This is a genomic window from Streptomyces sp. bgisy159 (genome assembly GCF_057707805.1).
The window spans coordinates 41235-66634 of record NZ_JBYIQX010000020.1 but is presented as its reverse complement, the minus strand read 5'-3'; the positions used below and the strand labels follow the sequence as shown (position 1 = coordinate 66634).

Annotated in this window: 26 protein-coding genes; 24 read left to right on the top strand and 2 right to left on the bottom strand. The window is 71.6% G+C overall.

The window, feature by feature from the left end; all coding sequences use genetic code 11:
• The first annotated feature begins 20 nt into the window (after positions 1 to 20).
• From lepB (AC3ET3_RS20345) to AC3ET3_RS20295, 11 genes are all read left to right on the top strand, one after another.
• Complete coding sequence (gene lepB, locus AC3ET3_RS20345; RefSeq protein ID WP_432138893.1) at positions 21 to 713, top strand: signal peptidase I; 693 nt, start codon at positions 21 to 23, stop codon at positions 711 to 713.
• Entirely contained in the window at positions 706 to 1797 is a 1092-nt protein-coding gene (gene lepB / locus AC3ET3_RS20340) for a signal peptidase I (RefSeq protein WP_432138892.1), read from the top strand. The genes lepB (AC3ET3_RS20345) and lepB (AC3ET3_RS20340) overlap by 8 nt, the downstream gene beginning before the upstream one ends.
• A complete protein-coding gene (lepB, locus tag AC3ET3_RS20335; RefSeq protein ID WP_432138891.1) occupies positions 1685 to 2665 on the top strand; it encodes a signal peptidase I in 981 nt (326 codons plus the stop codon). The genes lepB (AC3ET3_RS20340) and lepB (AC3ET3_RS20335) overlap by 113 nt, the downstream gene beginning before the upstream one ends.
• 98 nt (positions 2666 to 2763) lie before the next feature.
• Positions 2764 to 3528, top strand: coding sequence for a signal peptidase I (gene lepB, locus AC3ET3_RS20330; RefSeq protein ID WP_432138890.1), 765 nt, complete (start codon positions 2764 to 2766; stop codon positions 3526 to 3528).
• 229 nt (positions 3529 to 3757) lie between these two features.
• Positions 3758 to 4276: an NUDIX hydrolase gene (locus tag AC3ET3_RS20325; protein ID WP_432138942.1), complete on the top strand. Its 519-nt coding sequence runs from the start codon at positions 3758 to 3760 to the stop codon at positions 4274 to 4276.
• Between the two features lie 56 nt (positions 4277 to 4332).
• Positions 4333 to 4641: a DUF2469 domain-containing protein gene (locus AC3ET3_RS20320; protein WP_003965949.1), complete on the top strand. Its 309-nt coding sequence runs from the start codon at positions 4333 to 4335 to the stop codon at positions 4639 to 4641.
• Between the two features lie 88 nt (positions 4642 to 4729).
• The gene (locus AC3ET3_RS20315; protein WP_432138889.1) at positions 4730 to 5131 is read left to right on the top strand and encodes a YraN family protein; all 402 of its coding nucleotides are present in this window, start codon (positions 4730 to 4732) and stop codon (positions 5129 to 5131) included.
• A gap of 1 nt (position 5132) precedes the next feature.
• Positions 5133 to 6758 (top strand): YifB family Mg chelatase-like AAA ATPase, encoded by a 1626-nt coding sequence (locus tag AC3ET3_RS20310; protein WP_435612610.1) that lies wholly within the window; start codon positions 5133 to 5135, stop codon positions 6756 to 6758.
• Positions 6755 to 7912 carry a DNA-processing protein DprA gene (gene dprA / locus AC3ET3_RS20305; RefSeq protein WP_435612609.1) on the top strand — a complete coding sequence of 386 codons (1158 nt, stop codon included), beginning with the start codon at positions 6755 to 6757 and terminating at the stop codon, positions 7910 to 7912. Before AC3ET3_RS20310 ends, dprA begins: the two co-directional genes overlap by 4 nt.
• Before the next feature lie 254 nt (positions 7913 to 8166).
• Positions 8167 to 9009, top strand: coding sequence for an RNA polymerase sigma factor WhiG (gene whiG / locus AC3ET3_RS20300; protein ID WP_432137922.1), 843 nt, complete (start codon positions 8167 to 8169; stop codon positions 9007 to 9009).
• An 80-nt stretch (positions 9010 to 9089) separates the two neighbouring features.
• Complete coding sequence (locus AC3ET3_RS20295; protein WP_432137994.1) at positions 9090 to 9647, top strand: TetR/AcrR family transcriptional regulator; 558 nt, start codon at positions 9090 to 9092, stop codon at positions 9645 to 9647.
• 329 nt (positions 9648 to 9976) lie between these two features.
• Here AC3ET3_RS20295 and AC3ET3_RS20290 read toward each other — a convergent pair whose 3' ends face one another.
• Complete coding sequence (locus AC3ET3_RS20290) at positions 9977 to 10675, bottom strand: murein hydrolase activator EnvC family protein (RefSeq protein ID WP_435612608.1); 699 nt, start codon at positions 10673 to 10675, stop codon at positions 9977 to 9979.
• Positions 10676 to 10949: 274 nt separating this feature from the next.
• Between AC3ET3_RS20290 and rpsB the strand changes: the two genes are divergently transcribed.
• The 13 genes from rpsB to AC3ET3_RS20225 all read left to right on the top strand — a co-directional run bounded on the left by rpsB (position 10950) and on the right by AC3ET3_RS20225 (position 24494).
• Positions 10950 to 11858 carry a 30S ribosomal protein S2 gene (gene rpsB, locus AC3ET3_RS20285; RefSeq protein WP_435612607.1) on the top strand — a complete coding sequence of 303 codons (909 nt, stop codon included), beginning with the start codon at positions 10950 to 10952 and terminating at the stop codon, positions 11856 to 11858.
• Between the two features lie 158 nt (positions 11859 to 12016).
• On the top strand, positions 12017 to 12853 hold the full coding sequence (tsf, locus tag AC3ET3_RS20280; RefSeq protein ID WP_432137925.1) for a translation elongation factor Ts: 837 nt from the start codon (positions 12017 to 12019) through the stop codon (positions 12851 to 12853).
• Positions 12854 to 13042: 189 nt separating this feature from the next.
• Positions 13043 to 13801, top strand: coding sequence for a UMP kinase (gene pyrH / locus AC3ET3_RS20275; protein WP_432137926.1), 759 nt, complete (start codon positions 13043 to 13045; stop codon positions 13799 to 13801).
• 130 nt (positions 13802 to 13931) lie between these two features.
• Complete coding sequence (gene frr / locus AC3ET3_RS20270; RefSeq protein ID WP_432137927.1) at positions 13932 to 14489, top strand: ribosome recycling factor; 558 nt, start codon at positions 13932 to 13934, stop codon at positions 14487 to 14489.
• Positions 14489 to 15679, top strand: a complete 1191-nt coding sequence (locus AC3ET3_RS20265) for a phosphatidate cytidylyltransferase (RefSeq protein ID WP_432137928.1) — start codon at positions 14489 to 14491, stop codon at positions 15677 to 15679. Before frr ends, AC3ET3_RS20265 begins: the two co-directional genes overlap by 1 nt.
• A 210-nt stretch (positions 15680 to 15889) precedes the next feature.
• Positions 15890 to 16339 carry an SRPBCC family protein gene (locus tag AC3ET3_RS20260; protein ID WP_432137995.1) on the top strand — a complete coding sequence of 150 codons (450 nt, stop codon included), beginning with the start codon at positions 15890 to 15892 and terminating at the stop codon, positions 16337 to 16339.
• Positions 16340 to 16545: 206 nt separating this feature from the next.
• On the top strand, positions 16546 to 16881 hold the full coding sequence (locus AC3ET3_RS20255; protein ID WP_432137929.1) for an effector-associated constant component EACC1: 336 nt from the start codon (positions 16546 to 16548) through the stop codon (positions 16879 to 16881).
• Positions 16882 to 16945: 64 nt separating this feature from the next.
• The gene (locus AC3ET3_RS20250; protein WP_435612606.1) at positions 16946 to 18397 is read left to right on the top strand and encodes a hypothetical protein; all 1452 of its coding nucleotides are present in this window, start codon (positions 16946 to 16948) and stop codon (positions 18395 to 18397) included.
• Positions 18398 to 18576: 179 nt separating this feature from the next.
• Positions 18577 to 19683, top strand: coding sequence for a dual-specificity RNA methyltransferase RlmN (gene rlmN / locus AC3ET3_RS20245; RefSeq protein WP_432137931.1), 1107 nt, complete (start codon positions 18577 to 18579; stop codon positions 19681 to 19683).
• Between the two features lie 213 nt (positions 19684 to 19896).
• Entirely contained in the window at positions 19897 to 21012 is a 1116-nt protein-coding gene (locus AC3ET3_RS20240; RefSeq protein ID WP_432155581.1) for a thiamine ABC transporter substrate-binding protein, read from the top strand.
• On the top strand, positions 20988 to 22676 hold the full coding sequence (locus tag AC3ET3_RS20235; RefSeq protein WP_432137933.1) for an ABC transporter permease: 1689 nt from the start codon (positions 20988 to 20990) through the stop codon (positions 22674 to 22676). The genes AC3ET3_RS20240 and AC3ET3_RS20235 overlap by 25 nt, the downstream gene beginning before the upstream one ends.
• Positions 22676 to 23695, top strand: a complete 1020-nt coding sequence (locus tag AC3ET3_RS20230; protein ID WP_432137934.1) for an ABC transporter ATP-binding protein — start codon at positions 22676 to 22678, stop codon at positions 23693 to 23695. The genes AC3ET3_RS20235 and AC3ET3_RS20230 overlap by 1 nt, the downstream gene beginning before the upstream one ends.
• A 25-nt stretch (positions 23696 to 23720) precedes the next feature.
• A complete protein-coding gene (locus tag AC3ET3_RS20225; RefSeq protein WP_432137935.1) occupies positions 23721 to 24494 on the top strand; it encodes a maleylpyruvate isomerase family mycothiol-dependent enzyme in 774 nt (257 codons plus the stop codon).
• Between the two features lie 197 nt (positions 24495 to 24691).
• On the opposite strand, the gene AC3ET3_RS20220 is transcribed toward AC3ET3_RS20225, so the two are convergent.
• Positions 24692 to 25363, bottom strand: a complete 672-nt coding sequence (locus AC3ET3_RS20220; protein WP_435612625.1) for an LAETG motif-containing sortase-dependent surface protein — start codon at positions 25361 to 25363, stop codon at positions 24692 to 24694.
• Positions 25364 to 25400 lie beyond the last annotated feature (37 nt).

Sequence of the window (25400 nt, the reverse complement as noted above, 5' to 3'; positions counted from 1 at the left end):
CCGGATAGCATCTGGCCTCGATGGACACCGAAGCACAGCCGAGCGAGCGCGACCGCTCCTCCCGCCCTGGTGAGGGTACGGAGGAGCGGTCGCGCTCGTCGTTGGCGGCGCGGATCGCGGATCTCATCCCCGGCGGCCGGATCAGCCTCACCCTGCTGAGCTGCCTGGTCTTCCTGCTGCTCCTGGCCACCTTCGTGGTGCAGCCCTTCCAGATCCCCAGCGGGTCCATGGAGAACGCATTGAGGATCGGCGACCGCGTTCTCGTAAACAAGTTGGCGTACCGTTTCGGTGCCGAGCCACGACGCGGCGATGTCGTCGTGTTCGACGGCACGGGGTATTTCGGTGACGGTGACTACGTCAAACGCGTCGTGGGGGTCGGGGGAGACCACGTGGTCTGCTGCGACCAGGAGGGGAGGATCCAGGTGAACGGCCGGTCGGTCGACGAGTCGACCTTCCTGTACCCGGGTGACAGCCCGTCCGGCGTGCCCTTCGACGTGGCCGTGCCCGAGGGCACCCTGTTCCTCCTCGGGGACCACCGCGGCGCGTCCAGGGACTCCCGCGACCACCTCGGCTCGCCCGGCGGCGGCATGGTCCCCGTGGACGACGTGATCGGGCGCGTCGACTGGATCGTCTGGCCGTTCGGCCACCTCACCCGACTCCACCGGCCGAGCGCCTACGCGCGCGTGCCCGTCGCCGGCGGTGCGCATGGGTAGCCGCGGCAAGCCCCGAGGAGGCGCCGGCAGCCCCGCGGACAACCTCCTGCCCACCGGCACGCGGCGCGCCGCCGCCCCGTCGAGCGGACGCACCCGCGCGGAGCGGCGCAAACTGCAGCGCAAGGTGAAGCGCAAGCGCAGGCGCTCCGCCATCAGGGAGATTCCGCTCCTGGTCGGCGTCGCGGTTCTCATAGCGCTGGTCCTGAAGACCTTCCTCGTCCAGGCCTTCGTGATCCCGTCGGGCTCCATGGAGCAGACCATCCAGATCGGCGACCGGGTCCTGGTCGACAAGTTCACCCCGTGGTTCGGCTCCGAGCCCGAGCGTGGGGACGTCGTCGTGTTCAAGGACCCCGGCGGCTGGCTCAAGGACGAGCAGACCACCGCGAAGAAGGACGACCCGGTCGTCATCAAGCAGGTCAAGCAGGCCCTGACCTTCATCGGCCTGCTGCCGTCCGACGACGAGAAGGATCTCATCAAGCGGGTCGTCGGCGTGGGGGGCGACCATGTCAAGTGCTGTGACACGCAAGGGCGAATCACCGTCAACGGCGTTCCCCTGAACGAGGGGGATTACCTCTACCCGGGCAGCGCTCCCTCCGAGACCCCCTTCGACATCACCGTCCCCGAGGGACGGCTGTGGGTCATGGGCGACCACCGGGACAACTCCGCGGACTCCCGCAGCCACCAGGACGAGGACGGCGGCACGGTCTCCCTCGACCAGGTGGTGGGCCGTGCCATGGTCATCGCGTGGCCCATGGGCCACTGGAACAGTCTCAAGGAACCGCAAACCTTTTCCGCCGTGGCCGACTCGGCCGCCGTCGCTGCCCCGACCACCCCCGGGCGGTCGCTTAGGGTTGACCACGACCCGAACGGAACGATCCACCTCCCGACCCCTGCGGAACTCCCGCTCGTTATGGGAGTGGTGGGCCTGCGTCGCATCCGGGGCAGGCAGCGGCACAGAGTTAGGAGTTGGCGTGGGGGATGTGGCGGTTGGCGCACGATCCGGACACGACGGCGAGGAGCACCGCGGACACCCCGTGGAAGCGGCCGATCCGGCCGCGGACGACACAGTGACCTCCGGGAGTGAGCCCGGGGCCCCCGAGGACGAGCCCACGGCGGGCGCCTCGGCCGGACCCGGCGGACAGGGCCCCGGGGACTCGGCGCCCCAGGCGAAGAAGCCGCGCTCCTTCTGGAAGGAGCTGCCGATCCTGATCGGCATCGCGCTGGTCCTGGCGCTCCTGATCAAGACATTCCTGGTGCAGGCGTTCTCGATCCCGTCGGCCTCGATGAACGACACGCTGCTGGAGGGCGACCGCGTCCTCGTCGACAAGCTGACCCCGTGGTTCGGCTCCGAGCCAGAGCGGGGCGAGGTCGTCGTCTTCCACGACCCGGACAACTGGCTTGCCGGTGAGGAACCGCCGACGCCGAACGCCTTCCAGACCGCCCTCAGCTGGATCGGCCTGATGCCGTCGGCGGAGGAGAAGGACCTGATCAAACGGGTCATCGGCGTCGGCGGCGACACCGTCGAGTGCAAGGGCACCGGCCCGGTGAAGGTCAACGGCAAGCCCCTCGACGAGGAGTCTTACGTCTACCCGGGCAACACCCCCTGCACGGTCGACGACACCGGCGGCCAGTTCAAGGTGACCATCCCCGAGGGCTACATCTGGGTCATGGGCGACCACCGCCAGAACTCCCGGGACTCCCGCTACAACCAGGCCGACCGGCACCACGGCATGGTCCCCGTCGACGAGGTCGTCGGGCGCGCCATCGTGAAGGCCTGGCCGATCAACCGCTGGGGCACGCTCCCGGTGCCGGACACCTTCGACCAGAACTTCGGTACCTCGGCCGCGCCGTCCGCCGCGCTGACCGTGGCGCCGCAGAGCCTGGCACTCCTCGGTGCGGTACCGCTGGTCCTGTGGCGGCGCAGGCGCCCGGCGCCGGCCGAGACACGCTGAGCCGACGGCCCCCCGGGTAAACCCTTCCCCAAGCTTGTGACCGAGGCGCCGGGACGGGGGCTGCCCCCGTTCGGTACTGCCGGGTAGGGTGCGGACCCATGGGTGGTCAGAGCGGGACACGGACGGCTCCGCGCGGCGGCGGCAACGACCTGGTGGGCAGCCGGACCGGACAACGGCTGTCCGGGCTGGCGGTGGCACTGGGCCTGGTGCTGTTCCTCGGCGGGTTCGCATGGGCGGCCCTGGTCTACCGGCCGTACACCGTGCCCACCAACTCCATGACCCCCACCATCAAGGCGGGGGAGCGGGTCCTCGCCGAGCGGGTGGACGGTGACGAGGTCCGCCGCGGCGACGTCGTCGTCTTCACCGACGAGAACTGGGTCTCCAACGCGCCGGTCGTCAAGCGGGTCGTCGCCGTCGGTGGGGACACGGTCGCCTGCTGCACCGACGGCAAGCTGACCGTCAACGGCAAGAAGATCGACGAACCTTATCTGACCCCGGGCAGCCGGGCCGAGCTCACCGGTTTTCCGACCGTCACCGTCCCCGAGGGCCGGCTCTTCCTCCTCGGCGACGAGCGTGCCGGCTCCCTGGACTCCACCGCGCACATCACCGACGCGGCCAGCGGCACGGTCGCGCGCGGCGCGGTCACCGCCCGGGTGGACGCCGTGGTCTGGCCCATGGACGGCATGCTCAAGCGGCCGACCGGGTTCGAGGCACTCGGCGCGCTGTCCTCGCCCGGCCCCCTGCGCACCATCGTCGCGCTGATCGTCGCCGGCGCCGTGCTGGTGCTGGGCGGCGGCGCGTACGGCCCGGTCGCCAAGCTGCTGTCCCGGCGCGGACGGACGGAGCCTGCCGGTGCGCGCTGAGCCGGCGGAGGGGCCCGGAGCGGCCGGTGCGACGCGGACGGACGAGCCGGCCTGGAACGGGGAGCGACGGGCGCCGCTGGACGGGGCGGCCGGCGAAAGAGGACGGCGGGTCCCGCCGGAAGGGGCAGTGACTGCCCCGGTGGAGCCCGTCGCGGCTGAGACCGTGTACGCGGAGCGCGGCGACGCTGAGACGGTGTCCGCGGAGCCCGGGGATGCTGAGACCGCACACGTGGAGCGCGGTGACGTAGGGCCTGACGGGCTCGGTGACGGGTTGCGCAAGGTGGCCCGGGTGGTGCTGCTGGACCCCGAGGACCGCATCCTGCTGCTGCACGGCCACGAACCGGACGATCCGACCGACGACTGGTGGTTCACCCCCGGCGGCGGCCTGGAGGGCACGGAGAGTCGTGAAGAGGCCGCACTGAGGGAACTCGCGGAGGAGACGGGTATCACCGAGGTCGAACTGGGCCCGGTGCTGTGGCGGCGCCGCTGCTCGTTCCCGTTCGCGGGCCGCCGCTGGGACCAGGACGAGTGGTACTACCTGGCCCGTACCACGACGACGGCGACCCGCGCCGCGGCGCTCACCGAACTGGAGCGGCGCAGCGTGGCGGGGGCGAGGTGGTGGACCTGTGCGGAACTGACCGGGTCGCATGAGACGGTGTATCCGACCAGACTCGCCGAGCTGTTGCGCGGCCTGCTCGACGACGGTCCCCCGGCCAGGCCCGTGACCCTGGACACGGAAATCGTCTAGGGGCGCCCAGGACTGGCGCACAATGGGGGGATCGCACGGCTGAAGGGGAACATGCCATGAGCGCCGAGGACCTCGAGAAGTACGAGACCGAGATGGAGCTGAAGCTCTATCGGGAGTACCGCGATGTCGTCGGTCTGTTCAAGTACGTGATCGAGACCGAGCGGCGCTTCTATCTCACCAATGACTACGAGATGCAGGTCCACTCGGTCCAGGGTGAGGTGTTCTTCGAGGTGTCCATGGCGGACGCGTGGGTCTGGGACATGTACCGACCGGCTCGGTTCGTGAAGCAGGTGCGGGTCCTCACGTTCAAGGACGTGAACATCGAAGAGCTGAACAAGAGCGACCTGGAGCTGCCGGGCGGGTGAGTGGCGGGCGGTAGACACTCGGACGGGTGACGGAGTTTTCCACACCCACCGACTTGTCCACCAAGATCCACTCCCGGGCCGGATCCGGGTGATCGTCGGTGCCGGAGGTGGTGCCGACATGCACACGGACCTGGCCCGCAGGGCACTCGGCAGGTATGGCGAGGAACTGGCCGCGCGGCGGCTGGCCGACGCCGGGATGAGCGTGCTGCAGCGCAACTGGCGCTGTGGCCGCGACGGGGAGATCGACATCGTCGCCCGGGACGGCGACGTGCTGGTCATCTGCGAGGTGAAGACCCGCCGGGGCGGCGGATACGAGCATCCGATGGCCGCGGTCACGCCCGAGAAGGCCCGGCGGTTGCGGAGCCTCGCCGAGAAATGGCTGCACACCCACGGAGGAGCGCCACCGGGCGGCGTCCGCATCGACCTCGTCGGCGTCGTCCTGCCCGAGCGGGGCGCCCCGCTCGTCGAACATGCGCGGGGGGTGGCCTGACATGGGCTTCGCGCGTACCTGCTCGGTCACGCTGGTCGGCGTCGAGGGCGTCGTCGTCGAGGTCCAGGCCGACCTCGAACCCGGCGTCGCCGCCTTCACCCTCGTCGGCCTCCCCGACAAGAGCCTGACGGAGAGCCGGGACCGGGTCCGGGCCGCCGTGGTCAACTCGGGCGGCGAGTGGCCGCAGAAGAAGCTCACCGTCGGACTCAGCCCCGCCTCCGTGCCCAAGGCCGGCTCGGGGTTCGACCTCGCCGTGGCCTGCGCCGTGCTGGGCGCCGCCGAGCGGATCGACCCGCGGGTGCTCGCCGACATCGTGATGATCGGTGAGCTGGGCCTCGACGGCCGGGTGCGCCCGGTGCGGGGCATCCTGCCCGCGGTGCTGGCCGCGGCCGACGCCGGGTACGAACAGGTCGTCGTCCCCGAGTGCGCCGCCGCCGAGGCCTCGCTCGTACCGGGGGTGTCCGTGCTCGGCGTGCGCAGTCTGCGCCAGCTGATCGCGGTGCTCGCCGACGAACCCGTACCCGAGGAGGAGCCCGACGACAACGGCCGCCCCGACCCGCTGCTGACCGGCCTGCGAGTCCCCGGCACCGGCGCGGCCACCGGGCTGCACAGCGCCCGCGCCGCCCACCAGGACCCGGGACACGACCTGGCGGACGTCGTGGGCCAGATCCCGGCGCGGACAGCGGTCGAGGTGTCCGCGGCGGGCGGCCACCACCTCTTCCTGGAAGGCCCGCCCGGCGCCGGCAAGACCATGCTCGCGGAACGCCTGCCGACCGTGCTGCCCCCACTGACCAGGGAGGACTCGCTGGAAGTCACGGCGGTGCACTCGGTGGCCGGCCTGCTGCCGCCGGGCAAACCGCTGATCGGCGCTGCGCCCTACTGCGCCCCGCACCACTCGGCCACCATGCAGGCGCTCGTCGGCGGCGGCCCGGGCGTCGCCCGGCCGGGGGCCGTGTCCCTGGCTCACCGCGGGGTGCTCTTCCTGGACGAGGCGCCCGAGTTCAGCGGACAGACCCTGGACGCGCTCCGGCAGCCGCTGGAGGCGGGCCACGTGGTGATCGCCCGCAGCGCCGGGGTGGTGCGCTTCCCCGCCCGCTTCCTGATGGCCCTGGCGGCCAATCCCTGCCCGTGCGGCCGCTTCTCGCAGCGCGACACCCTCTGCGAGTGCCCGCCCTCCGCGATCCGTCGCTATCAGGCGCGGCTGTCCGGGCCCCTGCTCGACCGGGTGGACCTGCGCGTGGAGGTGGAACCGGTCAGCCGGTCCGAACTCGCCCACCGGGGCGCCGGAGGGGAGTCCACGGCGACCGTGGCCGCCCGGGTGCTGGCCGCCCGCGAGCGGGCCGCGCGACGGCTGGCCGGCACCCCGTGGCGTACCAACAGCGAGGTCCCGGGACGGGAACTGCGCAGCCGGTGGCACGCGGCAGGCGGCGCCATGGACGAGGCCGAGCGGAGCCTGGAGCGGGGCGTGCTCACCGTCCGGGGGCTCGACCGGGTGCTGCGCGTCGCCTGGACCATCGCCGACCTGGTCGGACACGACCGGCCCGACGCCACGGACGTCGCCCTGGCGCTGCACCTGCGCACCGGAGTGCCCCGCGGGGTGCCCATGGCCATCGGAGCCCTGCTGTGAGCGGCGGCGGACCGGGCGGCGAGCGGTGGGCGCGGATCTTCCTCGGACGGGTGATCGAGCCGGGGGACGAGGTGGGAGGGCGGTGGGTGCGGGAGGCGGGGGCCACGGAGGTCGTGCGCAGACTGCGGGGCGGCGGGGCCGCGCCGCCCGGGTTGAGTGAGAACCGCTGGGCCGGGCTGCGTGCCCGGGCCGAGCGGGCCGAGCCGGAGCGGGATCTGGCGGTCGCCGCGGCGGCGGGGGTGCGGTTCGTCGTCCCGGGCGACGTGGAGTGGCCGGGAACATTGGACGACCTCGGCGACGCCCGGCCGCTCGGACTGTGGATCCGGGGCAGGCCCAGCCTGCGGATGTGGACACTGCGGTCGGTCGCCGTGGTGGGAGCACGGGCCTGCACCGAGTACGGCGCCCACATGGCCGCCACCCTGTCCGCCGGACTCGCCGAGCGCGGCTGGGTCGTCGTCTCCGGCGGAGCCTACGGCGTCGACGGCGCCGCCCACCGCGGAGCACTCGGCGCCGGAGGCGCCACCGTCGCCGTCCTCGCCTGCGGAGTCGACCGGCCCTACCCGCGCGGCCACACTCAACTGATCAACCGGATCGCGGACCAGGGCCTGGTCGTCGGCGAGTTGCCGCCGGGCGACCACCCGACGCCGAGCCGGTTCATCCTGCGCAACCGGGTCATCGCCGCTCTGACCAGGGGAACCGTCGTCGTGGAGGCGGCCCACCGCAGCGGCTCCCTCGTCACCGCGCGGGCGGCGCAGCGCCTCGGCCGGCACACGATGGGGGTGCCGGGCCCGGCCACCAGCGCCCTCTCCGCCGGCGTGCACGAGCTTCTGCGCGGCGAGGCGGTGCTCGTGAACGACGCCGCAGAAGTGGTCGAACTCGTCGGGGACATGGGCGAGCTGGCCCCCGAGCGGCGCGGGCCCGTCCTCCCGCGCGACCTGCTGGCCCCCGGCGCCCGCCGGGTCCTGGCCGCGCTGCCCGCCCGCCGGGCCGCCGCCGTCGACGAGATCGCGCGCGGCGCGCAGACCGTCGAGGACGAGGCCGTCGCGAGACTGTACGAGCTGCGCGCACTGGGCTACGTCGAACGTCACGGCGACGGCTGGAAGTTGACACGCCAGGCGGTGCTCTCCGTCAGGATGGACCGGCGTCAGTGCTGACCCGTCCGGTTCGGCCGTCCGGGGGAACGCGGACCCCCTTGGGAATTCCCCCAGTTGACGCCTCCGGACGGTCGCGCGGATTTCCCCGGACCCCCGTGAGGACGCCTGGCGGAACGTATCTGCGCATGGGCTCCGTCCATCTCTTCGCACACCGCGACAGTCCAGTCACGCTACGCTCACGAGGATTCCGGCACAGACCGACCCCAGGCACCCCTACCTCTCGTACTTCACGGCAGAACGGCACAAGGCGACGAATGCCCCAGCACACCTCCGGGTCCGACCGGGCGGCGATCCCCCCAGCCGCCCGCGACGGTGGCAGCGTGCGGCCGCCCGCTCCCTCCACGCTCGACGAGCTGTGGCGGTCGTACAAGGCGACAGGGGACGAGCGGCTGCGGGAACAACTGATCCTGCACTACTCGCCGCTCGTGAAGTACGTGGCGGGGCGGGTCAGTGTCGGGCTGCCGCCCAATGTGGAGCAGGCCGACTTCGTCTCCTCGGGCGTGTTCGGGCTGATCGACGCGATCGAGAAGTTCGACATCGACCGGGAGATCAAGTTCGAGACCTACGCGATCACCCGGATCCGGGGCGCGATGATCGACGAGCTGCGCGCCCTGGACTGGATCCCGCGGTCGGTCCGGCAGAAGGCGCGCAACGTGGAGCGGGCGTACGCCACGCTGGAGGCGCGGCTGCGGCGCACCCCGAGCGAGGTCGAGGTGGCGGGCGAACTGGGCATCGGGGTGGACGAGCTGCACGCGGTGTTCAGCCAGCTGTCCCTGGCGAACGTGGTGGCGCTGGAGGAGCTGTTGCACGTCGGGGGTGAGAGCGGGGACGGACTCAGCTTCATGGACACGCTGGAGGACCCCGCCGCCGACAACCCCGTCGAGGTGGCCGAGGACCGCGAGCTGCGACGTTTCCTGGCCAGGGCGATCAATACGCTCCCCGACCGGGAGAAGACCGTCGTCACGCTCTACTACTACGAGGGACTCACACTCGCGGAGATCGGCAACGTGCTCGGGGTGACCGAGAGCAGGGTCAGCCAGATCCACACCAAGTCCGTGCTGCAGCTGCGCGCGAAGCTGGCGAGTTTCGGCCGCTGACGCCCGGCCGACCGGGCGACTCCCGCAGCCGGGGACGGATCCGTAGAGTGGTCGACGTGCCAAGGATTCGAGCGGCCTCCGTGGCCGAGCACCGGTCGATGCAGCGAGCCGCCCTGCTGGACGCGGCTCGGTCCCTGTTGTCCGAGGGCGGTACGGAGGCGCTGACCTTCCCCGCCCTCGCCGAGCGGACGGGACTCGCGCGGTCTTCCGTCTACGAGTACTTCCGGTCACGGGCCGCCGTGGTGGAGGAGCTGTGCGCGGTCGACTTCCCCGTGTGGGCGGCGGACGTCGAGGCGGCGATGGCCGGAGCGGACGGCGCCGAGGCCAAGATCGAGGCCTATGTCCGCAAGCAGCTGGAGCTGGTGGGAGACCGGCGCCACCGTGCCGTGGTGGCCATCTCGGCCGGCGAGCTCGACGACGGGGCGCGGGAGAAGATCCGGGCCGCGCACGGCGGACTGGTGTCCATGGTCGTCGAGGCGCTCGCGGACTTGGGGCACCGGGAGCCCCGGCTGGCGGCGATGCTGGTACAGGGGGTTGTCGACGCGGCGGTGCGGCGGATCGAGCTGGGCGTCGCGGAACGCTCCGAGGTGGTCGCGGACGCGGCCGTCTCGATGGCGCTGCGAGGGGTCCGGGGCTGATCGTCCGGGGTGCGGTCGAGCCGACGTGAGCAGGGTGGCGCGCCCGAGCTGAACCGACCGACCCTGGCCCCGCCGGGCCGGGCCGGGCCGGTCGAGTCGAGCTGGACCGCACGAGCCGCCTGAGCCGGACCTGCCGGGCCGGACCTGCCGGGCCGGGCCGGGCGGGCCCCGCCGAGCGGGCGTGGCGGGGCCGCTCACCGCGCGTGCCGCCGCGCTTGCCCCTGCCGGTCCGGCCAGGTGCCGCTCCGGCCGGGCGCTCTCCCCTGCCGCCCCGGCCAGGCGCTCGCCCTGCCGTCCCGGTGACGCGCCCGCCCTCTCCGCCCCGGCGTCTACCGGACCCATCCGCTTCGGCGAGTGCTCCTGCCCCTCGCCGTCCCGGCGCCGCGCTCCCGCCCCCGCCGCCCCATCGACACCCGCCCCCACCTGCGCCGACCGACCGCAGCCGGGGACGCAGCCGACGACGCAGCCGTGTCCACGACCGGTAGGAGGACCGGCGGCCCCCTGCGCAACAGGTGCCGGGGAAGCAGCAGGAGGGGATCGAGGTAGGTGTCCGCTCTGCGGAGGCCCCAGTGGAGACAGGTCGGCGGGCAGTGCGAGCCCGTGGGCTGCACCGTGCCGAGTGGCTCGCCCGGGGCCACCTCGTCGCCCTCGCGCACCGTCGGGCGTACCGGCTCGTAGGTGGTTCGCAATGGTGGTGTGCCCGTGCCGGCCAGCTCCACGGAGATCACTCCTCGACCCGCGACCGGGCCCGCGTACGACACCCGGCCCGCCGCGACCGCCCGGACCGGAGCACCGGCCGGGGCGGTGAGATCCACGCCGCGGTGGCCCCGGCCGTACGGTGTCGGTGGTGGGGCCCAGGAGCGGATCACGGTGGGGCGCGGGCGCAGCGGCCAGGACCGGGCGACCTTCGGCACCGGTGACGGGGGTGGCGTTCCCGGCCGGGGCGGCGGATCCGCCCGCGCCGACACCGAGGCGGCCAGCAGGAACGCCAGGATCAGCAGGACCCCCACGTATCGCTTCTCTCGCATGACCACACCGTGCAGCAGTCTCCCGGAGCCGTACGGAACCTGTGGACAACCGGTCGGTTGTGGACAGCGGCGTCACCCGCTGCCCTGCCGGTCCCGTACACTTCTTCTGGCGATCCGGGTCACCGGGTCGACTTCGCACGCCCCGATACGGCACCCGGTCAAGGGTTCGTATCAGCGCCCCTCGGTCCTTCGTGGCAACGGCGCGCAGTGGGCGTCAGGCGCGGGAGCTGTCCGGCTCCCGCGGCACAACCGAGAAACTCAAGGAGAAACGGCCATGGCCGTCGTCACGATGCGGGAGCTGCTGGAGAGCGGCGTCCACTTCGGTCACCAGACCCGTCGCTGGAACCCGAAGATGAAGCGCTTCATCTTCACCGAGCGCAACGGCATCTACATCATCGACCTGCTCCAGTCGCTGTCGTACATCGACCGCGCCTACGAGTTCGTCAAGGAGACCGTCGCCCACGGCGGCACGGTCATGTTCGTCGGTACCAAGAAGCAGGCGCAGGAGGCCATCGCCGAGCAGGCCACCCGCGTCGGCATGCCCTACGTCAACCAGCGCTGGCTGGGCGGCATGCTCACCAACTTCTCGACCGTCTACAAGCGCCTGCAGCGCCTGAAGGAGCTCGAGCAGATCGACTTCGAGGACGTCGCGGCCTCCGGTCTGACCAAGAAGGAGCTTCTGGTCCTCTCCCGTGAGAAGGCCAAGCTGGAGAAGACCCTCGGCGGTATCCGCGAGATGCAGAAGGTGCCCAGCGCCGTCTGGATCGTGGACACCAAGAAGGAGCACATCGCGGTCGGTGAGGCCCGGAAGCTCAACATTCCGGTCGTCGCGATCCTCGACACCAACTGCGACCCCGACGAGGTCGACTACAAGATCCCGGGCAACGACGACGCGATCCGCTCCGTCACCCTGCTCACCCGCGTGATCGCCGACGCCGTCGCCGAGGGCCTCATCGCCCGCTCCGGCGTCGCCACCGGCGACAAGGGCGAGAAGGCGGCGGGCGAGCCGCTCGCCGAGTGGGAGCGCGACCTGCTCGAGGGCGAGAAGAAGGCTGAGGCCCCGGAGGCCGCTCCGGCCGCCGCCGAGGCTCCGGCCGCCGCGGAGGCTCCGGCTGCCGAGGCTCCGGCCGCCGCCGAGGCGCCCGCCGCCGAGGCCCCGGCCGCCGAGGGCGAGCAGGCCTGACACCGTCAGCGTCAGCGTTGACGGCGGGGGCGGTGACATGAAGTCCGCCCCCGCCGTTCACCCGTAGGTCGGCGGGACGACAGCGGCCTCCGTCCACATGGAGGCCGCACCCCCGCAGATCTCCGATCCTCCAGACTTCGAGAAAGACTCACAGACTCATGGCGAACTACACCGCCGCCGACGTCAAGAAGCTCCGCGAGCTCACCGGCGCCGGCATGATGGACTGCAAGAAGGCGCTGGACGAGGCCGAGGGCAACGTCGAGAAGGCCGTCGAGGCGCTCCGCATCAAGGGCCAGAAGGGCGTCGCCAAGCGCGAGGGCCGCTCCGCCGAGAACGGCGCCGTGGTCTCGATCCTCGCCGACGACAACTCCTCCGGTGTCCTCGTCGAGCTGAAGTGCGAGACGGACTTCGTCGCCAAGGGTGACAAGTTCCAGGCCGTCGCCACCGCGATCGCCGAGCACGTCGCCAAGACCGCGCCGGCCGACATCGAGGCGCTGCTCGCCTCCGAGATCGAGCCCGGCAAGACCGTCCAGGCGTTCGTGGACGAGGCCAACGCCAACCTCGGTGAGAAGATCGTCCTGGACCGCTTCGCGCAGTTCGCCGACGGCTTCGTGACCGCGTACATGCACCGCACGATGCCCGACCTGCCCCCGCAGATCGGTGTCCTGGTCGAGTTCGACAAGCCCAACGCCGAGGTCGCCAAGGGCATCGCCCAGCACATCGCCGCGTTCGCGCCGAAGTACCTCTCCAAGGACGAGATCCCGGCCGACGTCGTCGAGTCCGAGCGTCGCATCGCCGAGGAGACCACCCGCGCCGAGGGCAAGCCCGAGGCCGCGATCGCCAAGATCGTCGAGGGTCGCCTCAACGGCTTCTTCAAGGACGCCACGCTGCTCGGTCAGCCGTACGCCCTGGACAACAAGAAGTCGGTCCAGAAGGTCCTGGACGAGGCCGGCGTCACCCTGAAGCGCTTCGCGCGCATCAAGGTCGGCATCTGAGTCCGTACCGCGACTCACGCCCCGCCCCGATAGGGTCGGAGCAGTCGTCCGGACGCGTCGTCACCCCGGCGTGTGACGGACGACAGCAGATCTGACGAGGAGGCCATTGCCGAGCATGGGAGCGACCAGCGAACCCGGCGGCAGTGGCCTTCTTCGTATGTGCAACACGTGAAAGAGGCGGGATCTCCCATGACGACCAAGGCCCAGAAGAGCGACGACGGCAAAGTACGCGGCCGGTTCCTGCTGAAGCTGTCCGGAGAGGCCTTCTCCGGCGGCGGGGGCCTCGGCGTGGACCCCGACGTGGTGCACAAGATCGCCCGTGAGATCGCGGCCGTCGTACGGGACGGCGCGCAGATCGCGGTCGTCATCGGCGGCGGCAACTTCTTCCGCGGCGCCGAGCTCCAGGTGCGCGGCATGGACCGCGCCCGTTCGGACTACATGGGCATGCTCGGCACCGTCATGAACTGCCTCGCCCTCCAGGACTTCCTGGAGAAGGAGGGCATCGACAGCCGGGTGCAGACCGCCATCACCATGGGGCAGGTCGCCGAGCCGTACATCCCGCTGCGCGCCGTGCGCCACCTGGAGAAGGGCCGTGTGGTCATCTTCGGCGCCGGAATGGGCATGCCGTACTTCTCCACCGACACCACCGCCGCCCAGCGCGCCCTGGAGATCGACGCCGAGGCGCTGCTCATGGGGAAGAACGGCGTGGACGGGGTCTACGACTCCGACCCGAAGACCAACCCCGACGCCGTCAAGTTCGACGCCCTCGGCTACGGCGAGGTCATCACCCGCGACCTGAAGGTCGCCGACGCCACGGCCGTCACCCTGTGCCGCGACAACAAGCTCCCGATCCTCGTCTTCGAGCTTCTGGCCGAGGGCAATATCGCCCGCGCCGTCAAGGGTGAGAAGATCGGCACGCTGGTGGGCGAGCACGCCAGTCACGGCTGATGGCCCCCGTCGGGGGATGGACAATGTCCTGCCGGTCGGGAACCGTGCAGGAAGAAGACGCGACGCAGCCGGCCGCCGCCCCCCGCAAGGAACCGCAGCCGGGCCTACTCAAGACACGCAGGAGCAAGTGGTGATCGAAGAGACCCTCCTCGAAGCCGAGGAGAAGATGGAGAAGGCCGTCGTGGTCGCCAAGGAGGACTTCGCCGCGATCCGCACCGGTCGTGCGCACCCCGCGATGTTCAACAAGATCGTGGCCGACTACTACGGTGCGCCGACACCGATCAACCAGATGGCCTCGTTCTCCGTGCCGGAGCCGCGCATGGCGGTCGTGACGCCGTTCGACAAGACCGCGCTGCGCAACATCGAGCAGGCGATCCGCGACTCCGACCTGGGCGTCAACCCGAGCAACGACGGCAACATCATCCGGGTGGTGTTCCCCGAGCTCACCGAGGAGCGCCGCCGCGAGTACATCAAGGTCGCCAAGGGCAAGGGCGAGGACGCCAAGGTGTCCATCCGCTCCGTGCGCCGCAAGGCCAAGGACGCCATCGACAAGCTGATCAAGGACGGCGAGGTCGGCGAGGACGAGGGCCGCCGTGCGGAGAAGGAGCTCGACGACCTGACGGCGAAGTACGTCGCCCAGGTGGACGAGCTGCTCAAGCACAAGGAATCGGAGCTGCTCGAGGTCTGATGAACGACTCTTCCTGGGGGGCGCCGCCGCAGACCGGGCAGGCCGGGTACTGGGGGTCCACCGAGCGTGGGCCTGTCCAGGGGGCTGCCCCGGCGGGTCCCGCGTACGATGCGCCTGAGGCGCAGCAGACTCGCCCCATGCCCATCGTGCCCGACGGACCCGCCGCACCTCGGTACGGCGACGACCAGGACGACGACCGGGGGGCCGCTCGCCTGAGTGGCCCCTTGTTCCGCGACGAGACACCGCAGCAGCGGCCGTACGACAGCACGCACCACGCCCTGTACGACACACCGTCGGCACAGCCCCCTGCGGCGGTGCCTCAGAATCCGGAGCCCATGTCCGACGCCCCGCAGCCGGCGCCCCGGCCGCAGAAGAAGAGCGCGGGCCGCGACCTGAGCGCGGCCATAGGGGTCGGCGTCGGCCTCGGCGCGGTGATCGTCGCCTCGCTGTTCATCGTCAAGGCCGTGTTCGTCGGCGTCATCGCGGTCGCCGTGGTGGTCGGTCTGTGGGAGCTGACCAGCCGACTGCAGGAGCGCAAGGAGATCAAGGCCCCGCTCGTGCCGCTCGCGGTCGGTGGCGTGGCGATGGTCGTCGCGGGGTACGCCCGGGGCACCGAGGGTGCGTGGGTGGCGATGGCGCTGACCGCGCTGGCGGTGCTGGTGTGGCGGATGACGGAACCACCCGAGGGCTACCTCAAGGACGTCACGGCGGGTGTCTTCGCCGCGTTCTACGTACCGTTCCTCGCCACCTTCGTCGCACTGATGCTCGCCGCCGACGACGGATCCTGGCGGGTTCTGGTCTTCCTGCTGCTCACGGTGGTCAGTGACACCGGTGCCTACGCCGTCGGGTGGCGCTTCGGCAAGCACAAGCTCGCGCCGCGCATCAGCCCCGGCAAGACCCGGGAGGGACTGCTGGGCGCGGTGTCCTTCGCGATGGTCGTGGGTGCGCTGTGCATGCAGTTCCTGATCGACGACGGCACGTGGTGGCAGGGGTTGCTGCTGGGGCTCGCGGTCGCGTGCAGCGCCACGCTCGGCGACCTCGGCGAGTCCATGATCAAGCGGGACCTCGGCATCAAGGACATGGGCACCCTGCTGCCGGGTCACGGCGGGATCATGGACCGCCTGGACTCGCTCCTGCCGACGGCCCCGGTGGTCTGGCTGCTGCTGGTGCTGTTCGTGGGATCCGGCTGAGTCGCCGGTTCCGGTCTCCTGCGGGTGAGCCCCCGCTCCGTGCCGTCGGGCGCGGGGCGGGGGCTCGGCGTTTCGGGGTGGCTGACCGTCGTGAGTCAGGGGCCGGGCGCTCGGGCCGCGGGCGGGCACGAAATGGCCGCGGCGCCGTCCCGGTGGGACCATGTCCGGGTAAGCCCTCAGGGGTCGTCCCGAAAGGAGGGCCTCATGTACATGTCCCCCTTCCACGACGAGTTCGACGTCGACCGCCGTCCCGAGGACGTCTGGGCCTACGTCGCCGACCCGTCCCGCCTGCCGGAGTGGCAGCGCAGCGCGGTCTCGGCGGAGCGGCTCGACACCGAGCCGCTCGGGATCGGCTCACGGGTACGGGTGGTGCGGTACGTGGGCCGCCGCGAAGTCCCGATGACCATGGAGTTCACCCAGTACGACCCACCGCGGGCCTGGGCCATGCGTGGCATCGACGGGCCGGTCAGGGGCCGGTTCCACGGCGAGATCACCCCGATCGACGACGGCACCCGCTCCCACGTGACCCTGGACCTCGACTTCGAGCCCCACGGCATCGGCCGCGTCCTCGTCCCGCTCGTCGTCCGCGCCCAGGTCCGCAAGGAGATGCCCCAGAACGAACGGCTCCTCAAGGAGCGCCTGGAGCACAGCGCCGCGTAGTGCGCAGGACGGGCGCGCCGGGCCGCGGCCGGCGCGTCACCCGCCCGTTCACTTTCCCTGATCGCTCTCTCGGGGCCCCCGGGCCGCGCTAAAGTGACGACCGCTGTGACTCGGTTTGTCGGGCTGCGGTATTTCACCGGGGGCGGATACGTATGGGTGCGAGTACGGGTGAGCAGGACGGCCGGAAGCCGGACCGGAACTGCGACATGGAGATAGAAATTCAGTGCGTCGACCATGAGGCGCTGAATTTCCTGGAGGAAGAACTCGCGGATCAACCCGGCGTCAGCCTCCGCGAGGCGAACGTCTACGCCCCAGAACTCCGGTCCGACCTCGTCCACACGCTGATCGTCGGGGTGTCCTCCACCGGAATCACCTCGGCCGCCAGCGCCGTGCTCATCCAGTTCATGCGGACGCGGCGGGCGAAGATCACGATCCGGCGCACCAAGGCCGGGACCACGGTCACGTACGACGGACCCGTGAAGGACTCGCAGAAGGTGCTGGACATTGTCGGCGAAGTACCGGCTCAGAGCCTATCGGAGTGACGCGGCGTCCTTGGCGCTCCGGTCGAGCCACGGGAGCTTCAGCCCCACGGCCGCCTTCATCGACATGGGTGCCGTCCCCGCGGACCTGACCAGTACCTCGCTCGACGAACTGCTCCGCCTCAACTCGATGCTGCTCCACGAACGCCACCACTGGCTGCAGCACGTCGGAACCAGCGGCGGAATATACAATTCCCTGCTCCTCAATATCGAGGCCGGATACGTCGCAAGCATGTGCGACATGGAGCGCCTCACGGAGGACGACCTCCCGCTGATGCTGTCGCCGGCGAAGGCCCACGAGGATCTCCTTACCGTGTGGGAACACGTCGAGGCGGTGCGCAGGTCCTTCTTCGGCTGCCGGATCGGCACCTACCGCGAACTGGACCGGAGCGGATCCCTCAGCACCCGCTTCCTCACCGAGCAACTCGGCCACCACCTGGTGAAGAGCGTCCCCGGCCCGGACGGCGGCGAACTCCGGTTACCCCAGTGGCCCGACGAACTCTTCCGCGACAGGCCGCAGTACCTGGTCCTGCAGCACCGCGGCTGGGCGTTCGGCGCCCGGCACCTCATGGAGTTCTCGGCCCGGGTGTGCGAGATCCTCAAGCTGGGTGTCGACCGCGCGAGGGCGAACCTCGCACCGCTCGATCTGTCCCGCTACCTCGTCGGCGTCTACCGGGTCGCCTACGACGTCTTCCTCGACGGCTGCGGGACCGAGACCCGGGGCGTCACCACGCTGGTCGCCGCCGCCGTGGTCTGCGATCTCGCGCTGAACGTCATCCACCCGCCGGTCGCCCCGGCGTTCCTCGCCAGCCCCGGGCAGCGGCTGATCGAGTTCGCGATGGCGCTCAAGGGCTTCGACTTCACGCAGGCTGTCGTCATCGACCGGCCTGACGACGTCCGGTCCTTCGTGGAAGGGATCCACCGGCACATCGAGGAGGAGATCGGCTTCTCCGTCGACTCCGTCCCGAAGGTGGTGACCGGGATATTCGGCCATCTGGAACCCACCGCCATGGCCGCGTCCTTGTTCGGCCCCGGCGACGCCGCTGAACGGCCCCCACTGCCGGACAACGCCCCGCTGCGGTGGCTCGCCTCCCTCTGGGCGGAAGCCGCGCGGATCAGGATCGACAACCCGGAGTTCTTCGCCCTGCCGTCGGCCGCCTACATGCACGACCGCCCTTACTTCCACACCCTCTTCGACCGCGTCGCCCCGCCCGTCATCAAGCGGGACGGCCTGATGCACCCGTCCCGCCAGGAGACCGCCTCAGCGCAGTGGCTCGCCTTCTCCCTGGAACTGGCCGTCCACGCCGACCTGCTCCGCGGCATCATCTACTGCCGGCCCGAGGAACTGGCGACCCTCCTGGCCCGTCACGGCAAGGCCCTGTCGCCCGACACCGAGATGAGCGACTTCCACGCCCGCCTCCTCTTCGGTGCCATCCTCGCCGCCTGCCACCACGGTCCCCTGGGCACCGCCCTCACCCGCAGGGTCGCCGCCCTCCTCGACCGTGAGCCACCCGCATGACTCCGCGCACCCCGCCCACCGGCCGACTCGCCCGCGCACTCCCGGACCAGGACCGACCCCCACGGCGCCACGGCCGACGACGCCGCCCCCACCGGCGTCCCTTGCCGGTCCACCCCACCGGTCACCGCCGATCCGCGGTGCGAGAGACGCCGCATTCGATCTGCGACACTGGTACCACCATGCCCAAGCCCGGAGAACTCACTTTCGTAGCCCCCCGCGGAGCCAAGAAGCCGCCGCGGCATCTCGCTGATCTGTCGCCCGCCGAGCGGAAGGCGGTCGTCGCCGAGGTGGGGGAGAAGCCGTTTCGTGCCAAGCAGCTGTCGCAGCACTACTTCGCGCGGTACGCGCACGACCCGGGGGAGTGGACCGACATCCCCGCCGGGGCCCGGGAGAAGCTGCGGGAGGCGCTGTTCCCGGAGCTGATGAGCGTCGTGCGGCATCTGTCGACGGACCAGGGAGCCACCCGCAAGACGCTGTGGCGGCTGTTCGACGGGACGCTCGTGGAGTCGGTGCTGATGCGGTACCCGGACCGGGTGACCATGTGCATCAGCTCGCAGGCGGGGTGCGGGATGAACTGCCCGTTCTGCGCCACCGGGCAGGCCGGGCTCGACCGGAACCTGTCCACCGCCGAGATCGTCCATCAGATCGTGGACGGGATGCGCGCGCTGCGCGACGGTGAGGTGCCGGGCGGGCCGGCGCGGCTGTCGAACATCGTGTTCATGGGGATGGGCGAGCCGCTCGCCAACTACAACCGGGTCGTCGGGGCGATCCGCGCCCTGACCGACCCGGCGCCTGACGGGCTCGGGCTGTCGCAGCGCGGGATCACCGTGTCGACGGTCGGCCTGGTGCCCGCCATCCACCGGTTCGCCGACGAGGGCCTCAAGTGCCGGCTCGCGATCTCGCTGCACGCGCCCGACGACGAGCTGCGCGACACCCTCGTCCCCGTGAACACGCGGTGGAAGGTGCGCGAGGTGCTCGACGCCGGGTTCGAGTACGTCGAGAAGAGCGGCCGGCGGCTGAGCATCGAGTACGCGCTGATCCGCGACATCAACGACCAGGCGTGGCGTGGGGACCGGCTCGGGCGGCTGCTCAAGGGCAAGCCCGTGCACGTGAACCTCATTCCGCTCAACCCGACGCCCGGCTCGAAGTGGACCGCCTCCCGGCCCGAGGACGAGAAGGCGTTCGTCGAGGCCATCGCCGCGCACGGGGTGCCGGTGACCATCCGGGACACCCGCGGCCAGGAGATCGACGGAGCCTGTGGCCAGCTCGCGGCCACCGAGCGGTAGTGTGGGCGCCGTCAGTACATCTTCATATTCCGACAGGGGAGCGCCACAGCGCTGAGAGTGCGGCAACCGGGCCGCAGACCCTCTGAACCTCGCCCAGGTCATTCTGGGTAGGAAGTTCGGTCACCGCTCAAGCTGTTGCGCCCTGCCCGGGCACCCCGCACGGGGGCCCGGGCGGGGCCGCGTCTCTTCCTGGCCCACCCCAGGAGGAATCCAGTGCACAACAGGACTGTCGTCCAGACCGTCGTCGCCGCGGCCGTCGGCCTCGGCCTGATCACCTTGTCCGCGTGCGGTTCGTCGTCGTCCGACGACACCGGCGGCTCCGGCTCCGCGTCCGGCGGCGGCTCCAGGAACAAGACCGTCACGCTGGTCAGCCACGGCTCATGGGCCGTCTCCAAGAACGTGCTCGCCGACTTCGAGAAGCAGTCCGGCTACCGGGTCAAGGTCCTCGCCGACGGCGACGCCGGGCAGGCCGTCAACAAGGCGATCCTGACCAAGGACAACCCGCAGGGCGACGTGTTCTTCGGCGTCGACAACACCCTGCTGTCCCGCGCCCTCGACAACGGCCTGTTCCAGCCGTACGAGGCCAAGGGGCTCGACCGGGTCGGCGAGCAGTACCAGCTCGACGCCGGGAAGCACCGGGTCACGCCCGTCGACTTCGGCGACATCTGCGTCAACTACGACAAGAAGTACTTCGCGGACCACGACCTGGCCCCGCCGGCCGACTTCGGCGACCTGGTCAAGCCCGAGTACAAGAACCTCCTGGTCACCGAGAACGCCGCCACCTCCTCGCCCGGCCTCGGCTTCCTGCTCGGTACCGCCGCGAAGTACGGGGACGAGGGCTGGCAGGACTACTGGAAGAAGCTCAAGGACAACGGCGTGAAGGTCGTCGACGGCTGGGAGCAGGCCTACAACGACGAGTTCTCCGGCTCCGCCGGCGGAAAGAAGGCGGGCGCCGACCGGCCGCTGGTCGTGTCGTACGCGTCCTCCCCGCCCGCCGAGGTGATCTACGGCGACCCGAAGCCCGCCACCGCGCCGACCGGCGTCGCGACCGGCACCTGCTTCCGGCAGATCGAGTTCGCCGGGCTGCTGAGCAACGCCCGCAACAGCGAGGGCGGCAAGGCGCTGATCGACTTCCTGATCGGCAAGGAGTTCCAGGAGGACATGCCGCTCAACATGTTCGTCTACCCGGTGGTCGAGGGCGCGGCCGTGCCCGCCGAGTTCACCCGGTACGGGCCGGCCGCCGAGAAGCCGCTGACCATGGCCCCCGGGAAGATCGCCGCCGACCGTGACCAGTGGGTCAAGTCGTGGACCTCGCTCGTACTGAAGTAGCGGATCACGACGGCCGTACGGCGAAGTCGTGGCGGGGGAGCGCGGCGCGGCTCGGGCTGATGGCCGTGCCCGTCGCGTTCTTCGGCGTCTTCTTCGCCTACCCGGTCGCCGCGATCGTGGCCCGCGGTCTGCACACCGACGGCACCTGGCAGGCCGGGCGGATCACGGAGGTCCTCACGGATCCCGGCATCCGGCACGTCCTGTGGTTCACCACCTGGCAGGCGCTCGCCTCCACCGCGCTCACCCTGCTGGTCGCGCTGCCGGGGGCCTATGTCTTCGCCCGGCTGGACTTCCCGGGCAAGCAGGTGTTGCGGGCCGTGGTCACCGTGCCGTTCGTGCTGCCGACGGTCGTCGTCGGTACGGCGTTCCTGGCGCTGGTCGGACGCGGCGGCCCGCTCGACCAGCTCTGGGGCGTCCGGCTGGACTCCACGGTGTGGGCCATCCTGCTCGCGCACGTCTTCTTCAACTACGCGGTGGTCGTCCGGACCGTCGGCGGGCTGTGGGCGCAGCTCGACCCGCGGCAGACGGAGGCGGCGCGGATGCTCGGCGCGTCGCCCCTGCGGGCCTGGCGCACGGTCACCCTGCCGGCGCTCGGGCCGGCCGTGGCGGCGGCCGCGCTGATGGTGTTCCTGTTCACCTTCACCTCCTTCGGTGTGGTGAAGATCCTCGGCGGGCCCACCTTCGCCACCCTGGAAGTGGAGATCTACCGGCAGACCTCCGAGATCCTCGACCTGGCCACGGCGGCCGTCCTCACCCTGGTGCAGTTCGCCGCGGTCGGCGCGGTCCTGGCCGTGCACGCCTGGACCGTACGGCGGCGCGAGGCCGCCCTGCGGCTGGTGGACGTGACGCTCACGGCGCGTCGGCCGCGCGGCGCCGGGCAGTGGGCGCTGCTGGCCGGCGTGCTGGTCACCGCCGTGGTCCTGCTGGTGCTGCCGCTCGCGGTCCTGGTGCGACGGTCGCTGGACGGGGCCGGCTTCGCCTACTACCGGGCGCTGACCTCCGAGGAGAGCACGGTCTTCCTGGTGCCGCCGATCGACGCGATCGGCAACTCGCTGCGCTACGCACTCGCCGCGACCGCCATCGCCCTGGTGATCGGCGGCCTCGCCGCCGCCGCGCTCACCCGGCGGGACGCCGGACGGCTGGTCCGGGGCTTCGACGCGCTGCTGATGCTGCCCCTCGGGGTGTCCGCGGTCACCGTGGGCTTCGGCTTCCTGATCGCCCTCGACGAGCCGCCGCTGGATCTGCGGGCCAGCTGGATCCTGGTACCGCTGGCGCAGGCACTGGTCGGCGTGCCCTTCGTCGTGCGGACGATGCTGCCCGTGCTGCGAGCGGTGGACCAGCGGCTGCGGGAGGCGGCGGCCGTGCTCGGGGCGTCGCCCTGGCGGGTGTGGCGGGAGGTCGATCTGCCGATGGTGCGCCGGGCGCTGCTGGTCGCCGCCGGGTTCGCCTTCGCGGTGTCGCTGGGCGAGTTCGGGGCGACGGTGTTCCTCGCGCGGCCCGACAACCCGACGCTGCCGGTCGCGGTGGCGCGATTGCTCGGCCGGGCGGGGGAACTCAACTACGGGCAGGCGATGGCCCTGTCGACGATTCTGATGCTGGTGTGCGCCGCCGCGTTGCTGGCCCTGGAGGGGCTGCGGGGCACGGACCGGACGGGGGAGTTCTGATGCTGCTGGGGCTGGAGCGGGCGACCGTGCGGTTCGGCGGGCGGGCCGTGCTGGACGCCGTGGACCTGGGGGTCGACGAGCACGAGGTGGTGTGCGTGCTCGGGCCGAGCGGCAGCGGCAAGTCGACGCTGCTGCGGGCCGTCGCCGGGCTGCAGCCCCTGGACGCCGGGCGGGTGCTGCTCGACGGCCGGGACCAGAGCGGCGTGCCCGCGCACCGGCGCGGGGTGGGGCTGATGTTCCAGGACCACCAGCTCTTCCCGCAGCGCGACGTCGGCGGCAACGTGGCGTTCGGGCCGCGTATGCACGGCGTGTCCAGGCGTGAACAGGAGGAGCGGGTAAGGGAGTTGCTGGACCTGGTGGGACTGCCGGGCGCGGCCCGGCGGGCCGTGGCCGCGCTGTCCGGCGGTGAGCAGCAGCGGGTCGCGCTCGCCCGGGCGCTGGCGCCCCGCCCCCGGCTGCTGATGCTGGACGAGCCGCTGGGCCAGCTGGACCGCTCGCTGCGGGAGCGGCTCGTGGTCGAACTGCGTGAGCTGTTCGGCCGGTTGGGCACCACCGTGCTGGCGGTCACCCATGATCAGGGGGAGGCGTTCGCGCTGGCCGACCGGGTGGTGGTGATGCGGGACGGCCGGATCGCCCAGTCCGGTACGCCCCTTGAGGTGTGGCAGCGGCCGGCGGACGCGTTCGTGGCGCGGTTCCTCGGCTTCGACAACGTGGTCCCGGCCACCGTCGTCGGAGAGGCCGCCGACACTCCGTGGGGCAAGGTGCCGGTGCCGGCCGGGTCCGTGCGGGGTGAGCGTACGGTGCTGGTGCGCCCGGCCGGGGTGCGGCTCTCGGACGCCGACACCGGGCTGCGCTGCACGGTGACCGCCCGCACCTTCCGGGGCACGCATGTCGCCGTCCGTCTCCAGCCGGCCGACGCGCCCCGTCTGGAGGCGGCCTGCGCGCTGCGGGAGGCGCCGGAGGTGGGCGAGGTGCTCGGGGTGACGTTCGATTCGGCCGAGATCGTTGTGCTCGACTGATAGTTCGCTGCCTAGGCTGAGGTGCATGACCACACTCACACATGACCGTTACTGCTCGGAAATCGACCACCAGGTAACGCAGTTGAGAACGGTGGTGACCTCGGGGGCGGATCTGTCGGGAACCGTGCCGACCTGCCCGGACTGGACGCTGGAGAAACTGGTCCGGCACATGGGCGGGGCGCTGCGATGGGTGAACGCGCTGGTCCGGGAGCGGGCCGAGGAGAACATCCCGTTCGAACGGATCCCGCTGATCGGCGGGCCGGAGGCACGCGCAGACGCCGGCGCGCTGGACGCCTGGCTGGCGGAGACCGGACGGCTCGTCGTCGAGGCCCTGCGGGAGGCCGGGCCGGACACGAAGGTGTGGTCCTGGATGGAGATGGCGAACACCGGGTTCTGGGCCCGCAGGATGACCCACGAGATCACCGTCCACCGCGCCGACGCCACTCTGGCCGCCGGGCTGCCGTACGAGGTGGCGCCCGAGATCGCCGCCGACGCGCTCGACGAGTGGCTGGAGATCGGGCAGTGGATGCTGCGGCGCGGCGGCGAGTCGCCGCTCGCCCCGGGGCAGAGCATCCACCTGCACGCGACGGACACCCCGGCCGAGTGGCTCGTCGAGGGCACCGAGTCCGGCGTGGCCTGGCGCCACGGGCACGAGAAGGCGACCGTCGCGCTGCGCGGGCCGGTCGCGGACGTGCTGCTCGCCTTCTATCGCCGGCTGCCGCTGGACAGCGCCGGGCTGGCGGTGTCGGGGGACCGGCGGGTACTGGAGGGCTGGCTGGAGCGCTCGTCGTTCGGGTGACCGGCGAGGGCAGCGCCCGCCTTCCCGGGCGGGGTGGCGGCTGGTGAGGGCAGCGCCCGCTTTGCCGGTGGGGCGCGGGCGCTGCCCGGTGTCAGCGACCCGTGCCGCGGCGCCGCAGGCCGAAGAAGACGGCCGCGCCGCCGACGGCCACCAGGACCGCCGCCACGGCGGCGGTGGGGCGCGGGCGCTGCCCGGTGTCAGCGACCCGTGCCGCGGCGCCGCAGGCCGAAGAAGACGGCCGCGCCGCCGACGGCCACCAGGACCGCCGCCACGGCGACGATCAGACCGGTGCTGGATCCGGCCCCGGTCTCCGCGAGGTTGGACTCGCCGGCGGGGGACGGGGCGTTGCTCGCGGTGTCCGAGCGCGGAGGGGTGGCGGTGCTCGGCGCCGGCGCCGTGGGAGTCGACGCGGACTGGTTCCGCGACGGGGCCGAGGCCGACTTCGACGCGGACGCGGACGGTGACGGCGAACCGGTCGGGGTGGCCGGGGGCTTCGGCTCGTCCTTGGTCTTGCAGGCCTCGGCCGGGGCGGTCAGGTTCGGGGAGACGTCCTCGTCGACCTGGTTGCCGGCCGTGACGTGGATCCGGTAGACCGCGCCGGGTTCCCAGTCCTCCTCGAAGGTGACGGTGGCACCCTGCTTGGTGCCCTCTACCTCCAGCTCGCCGACCTTGCGCAGGTCGGCTCCGTTGTTCTCCAGGAACACGGTGACGACGGCCGGGGTGCCCGCGGGGTTCTTGTCCGTGACGGTGATGACACCCTTGTCGCCGACGCACGAGGCCGCGGCGGAGAAGTCCTTGATGTTGCCGGCGAACGCGCCGCCGGCGGTACCGAACACGAGCGCCGCCGAGGCGGCGGTCACACCGAGCATGCGGGCCGAGCGCGCGGCGATGCGGTGGGGAAGGGAC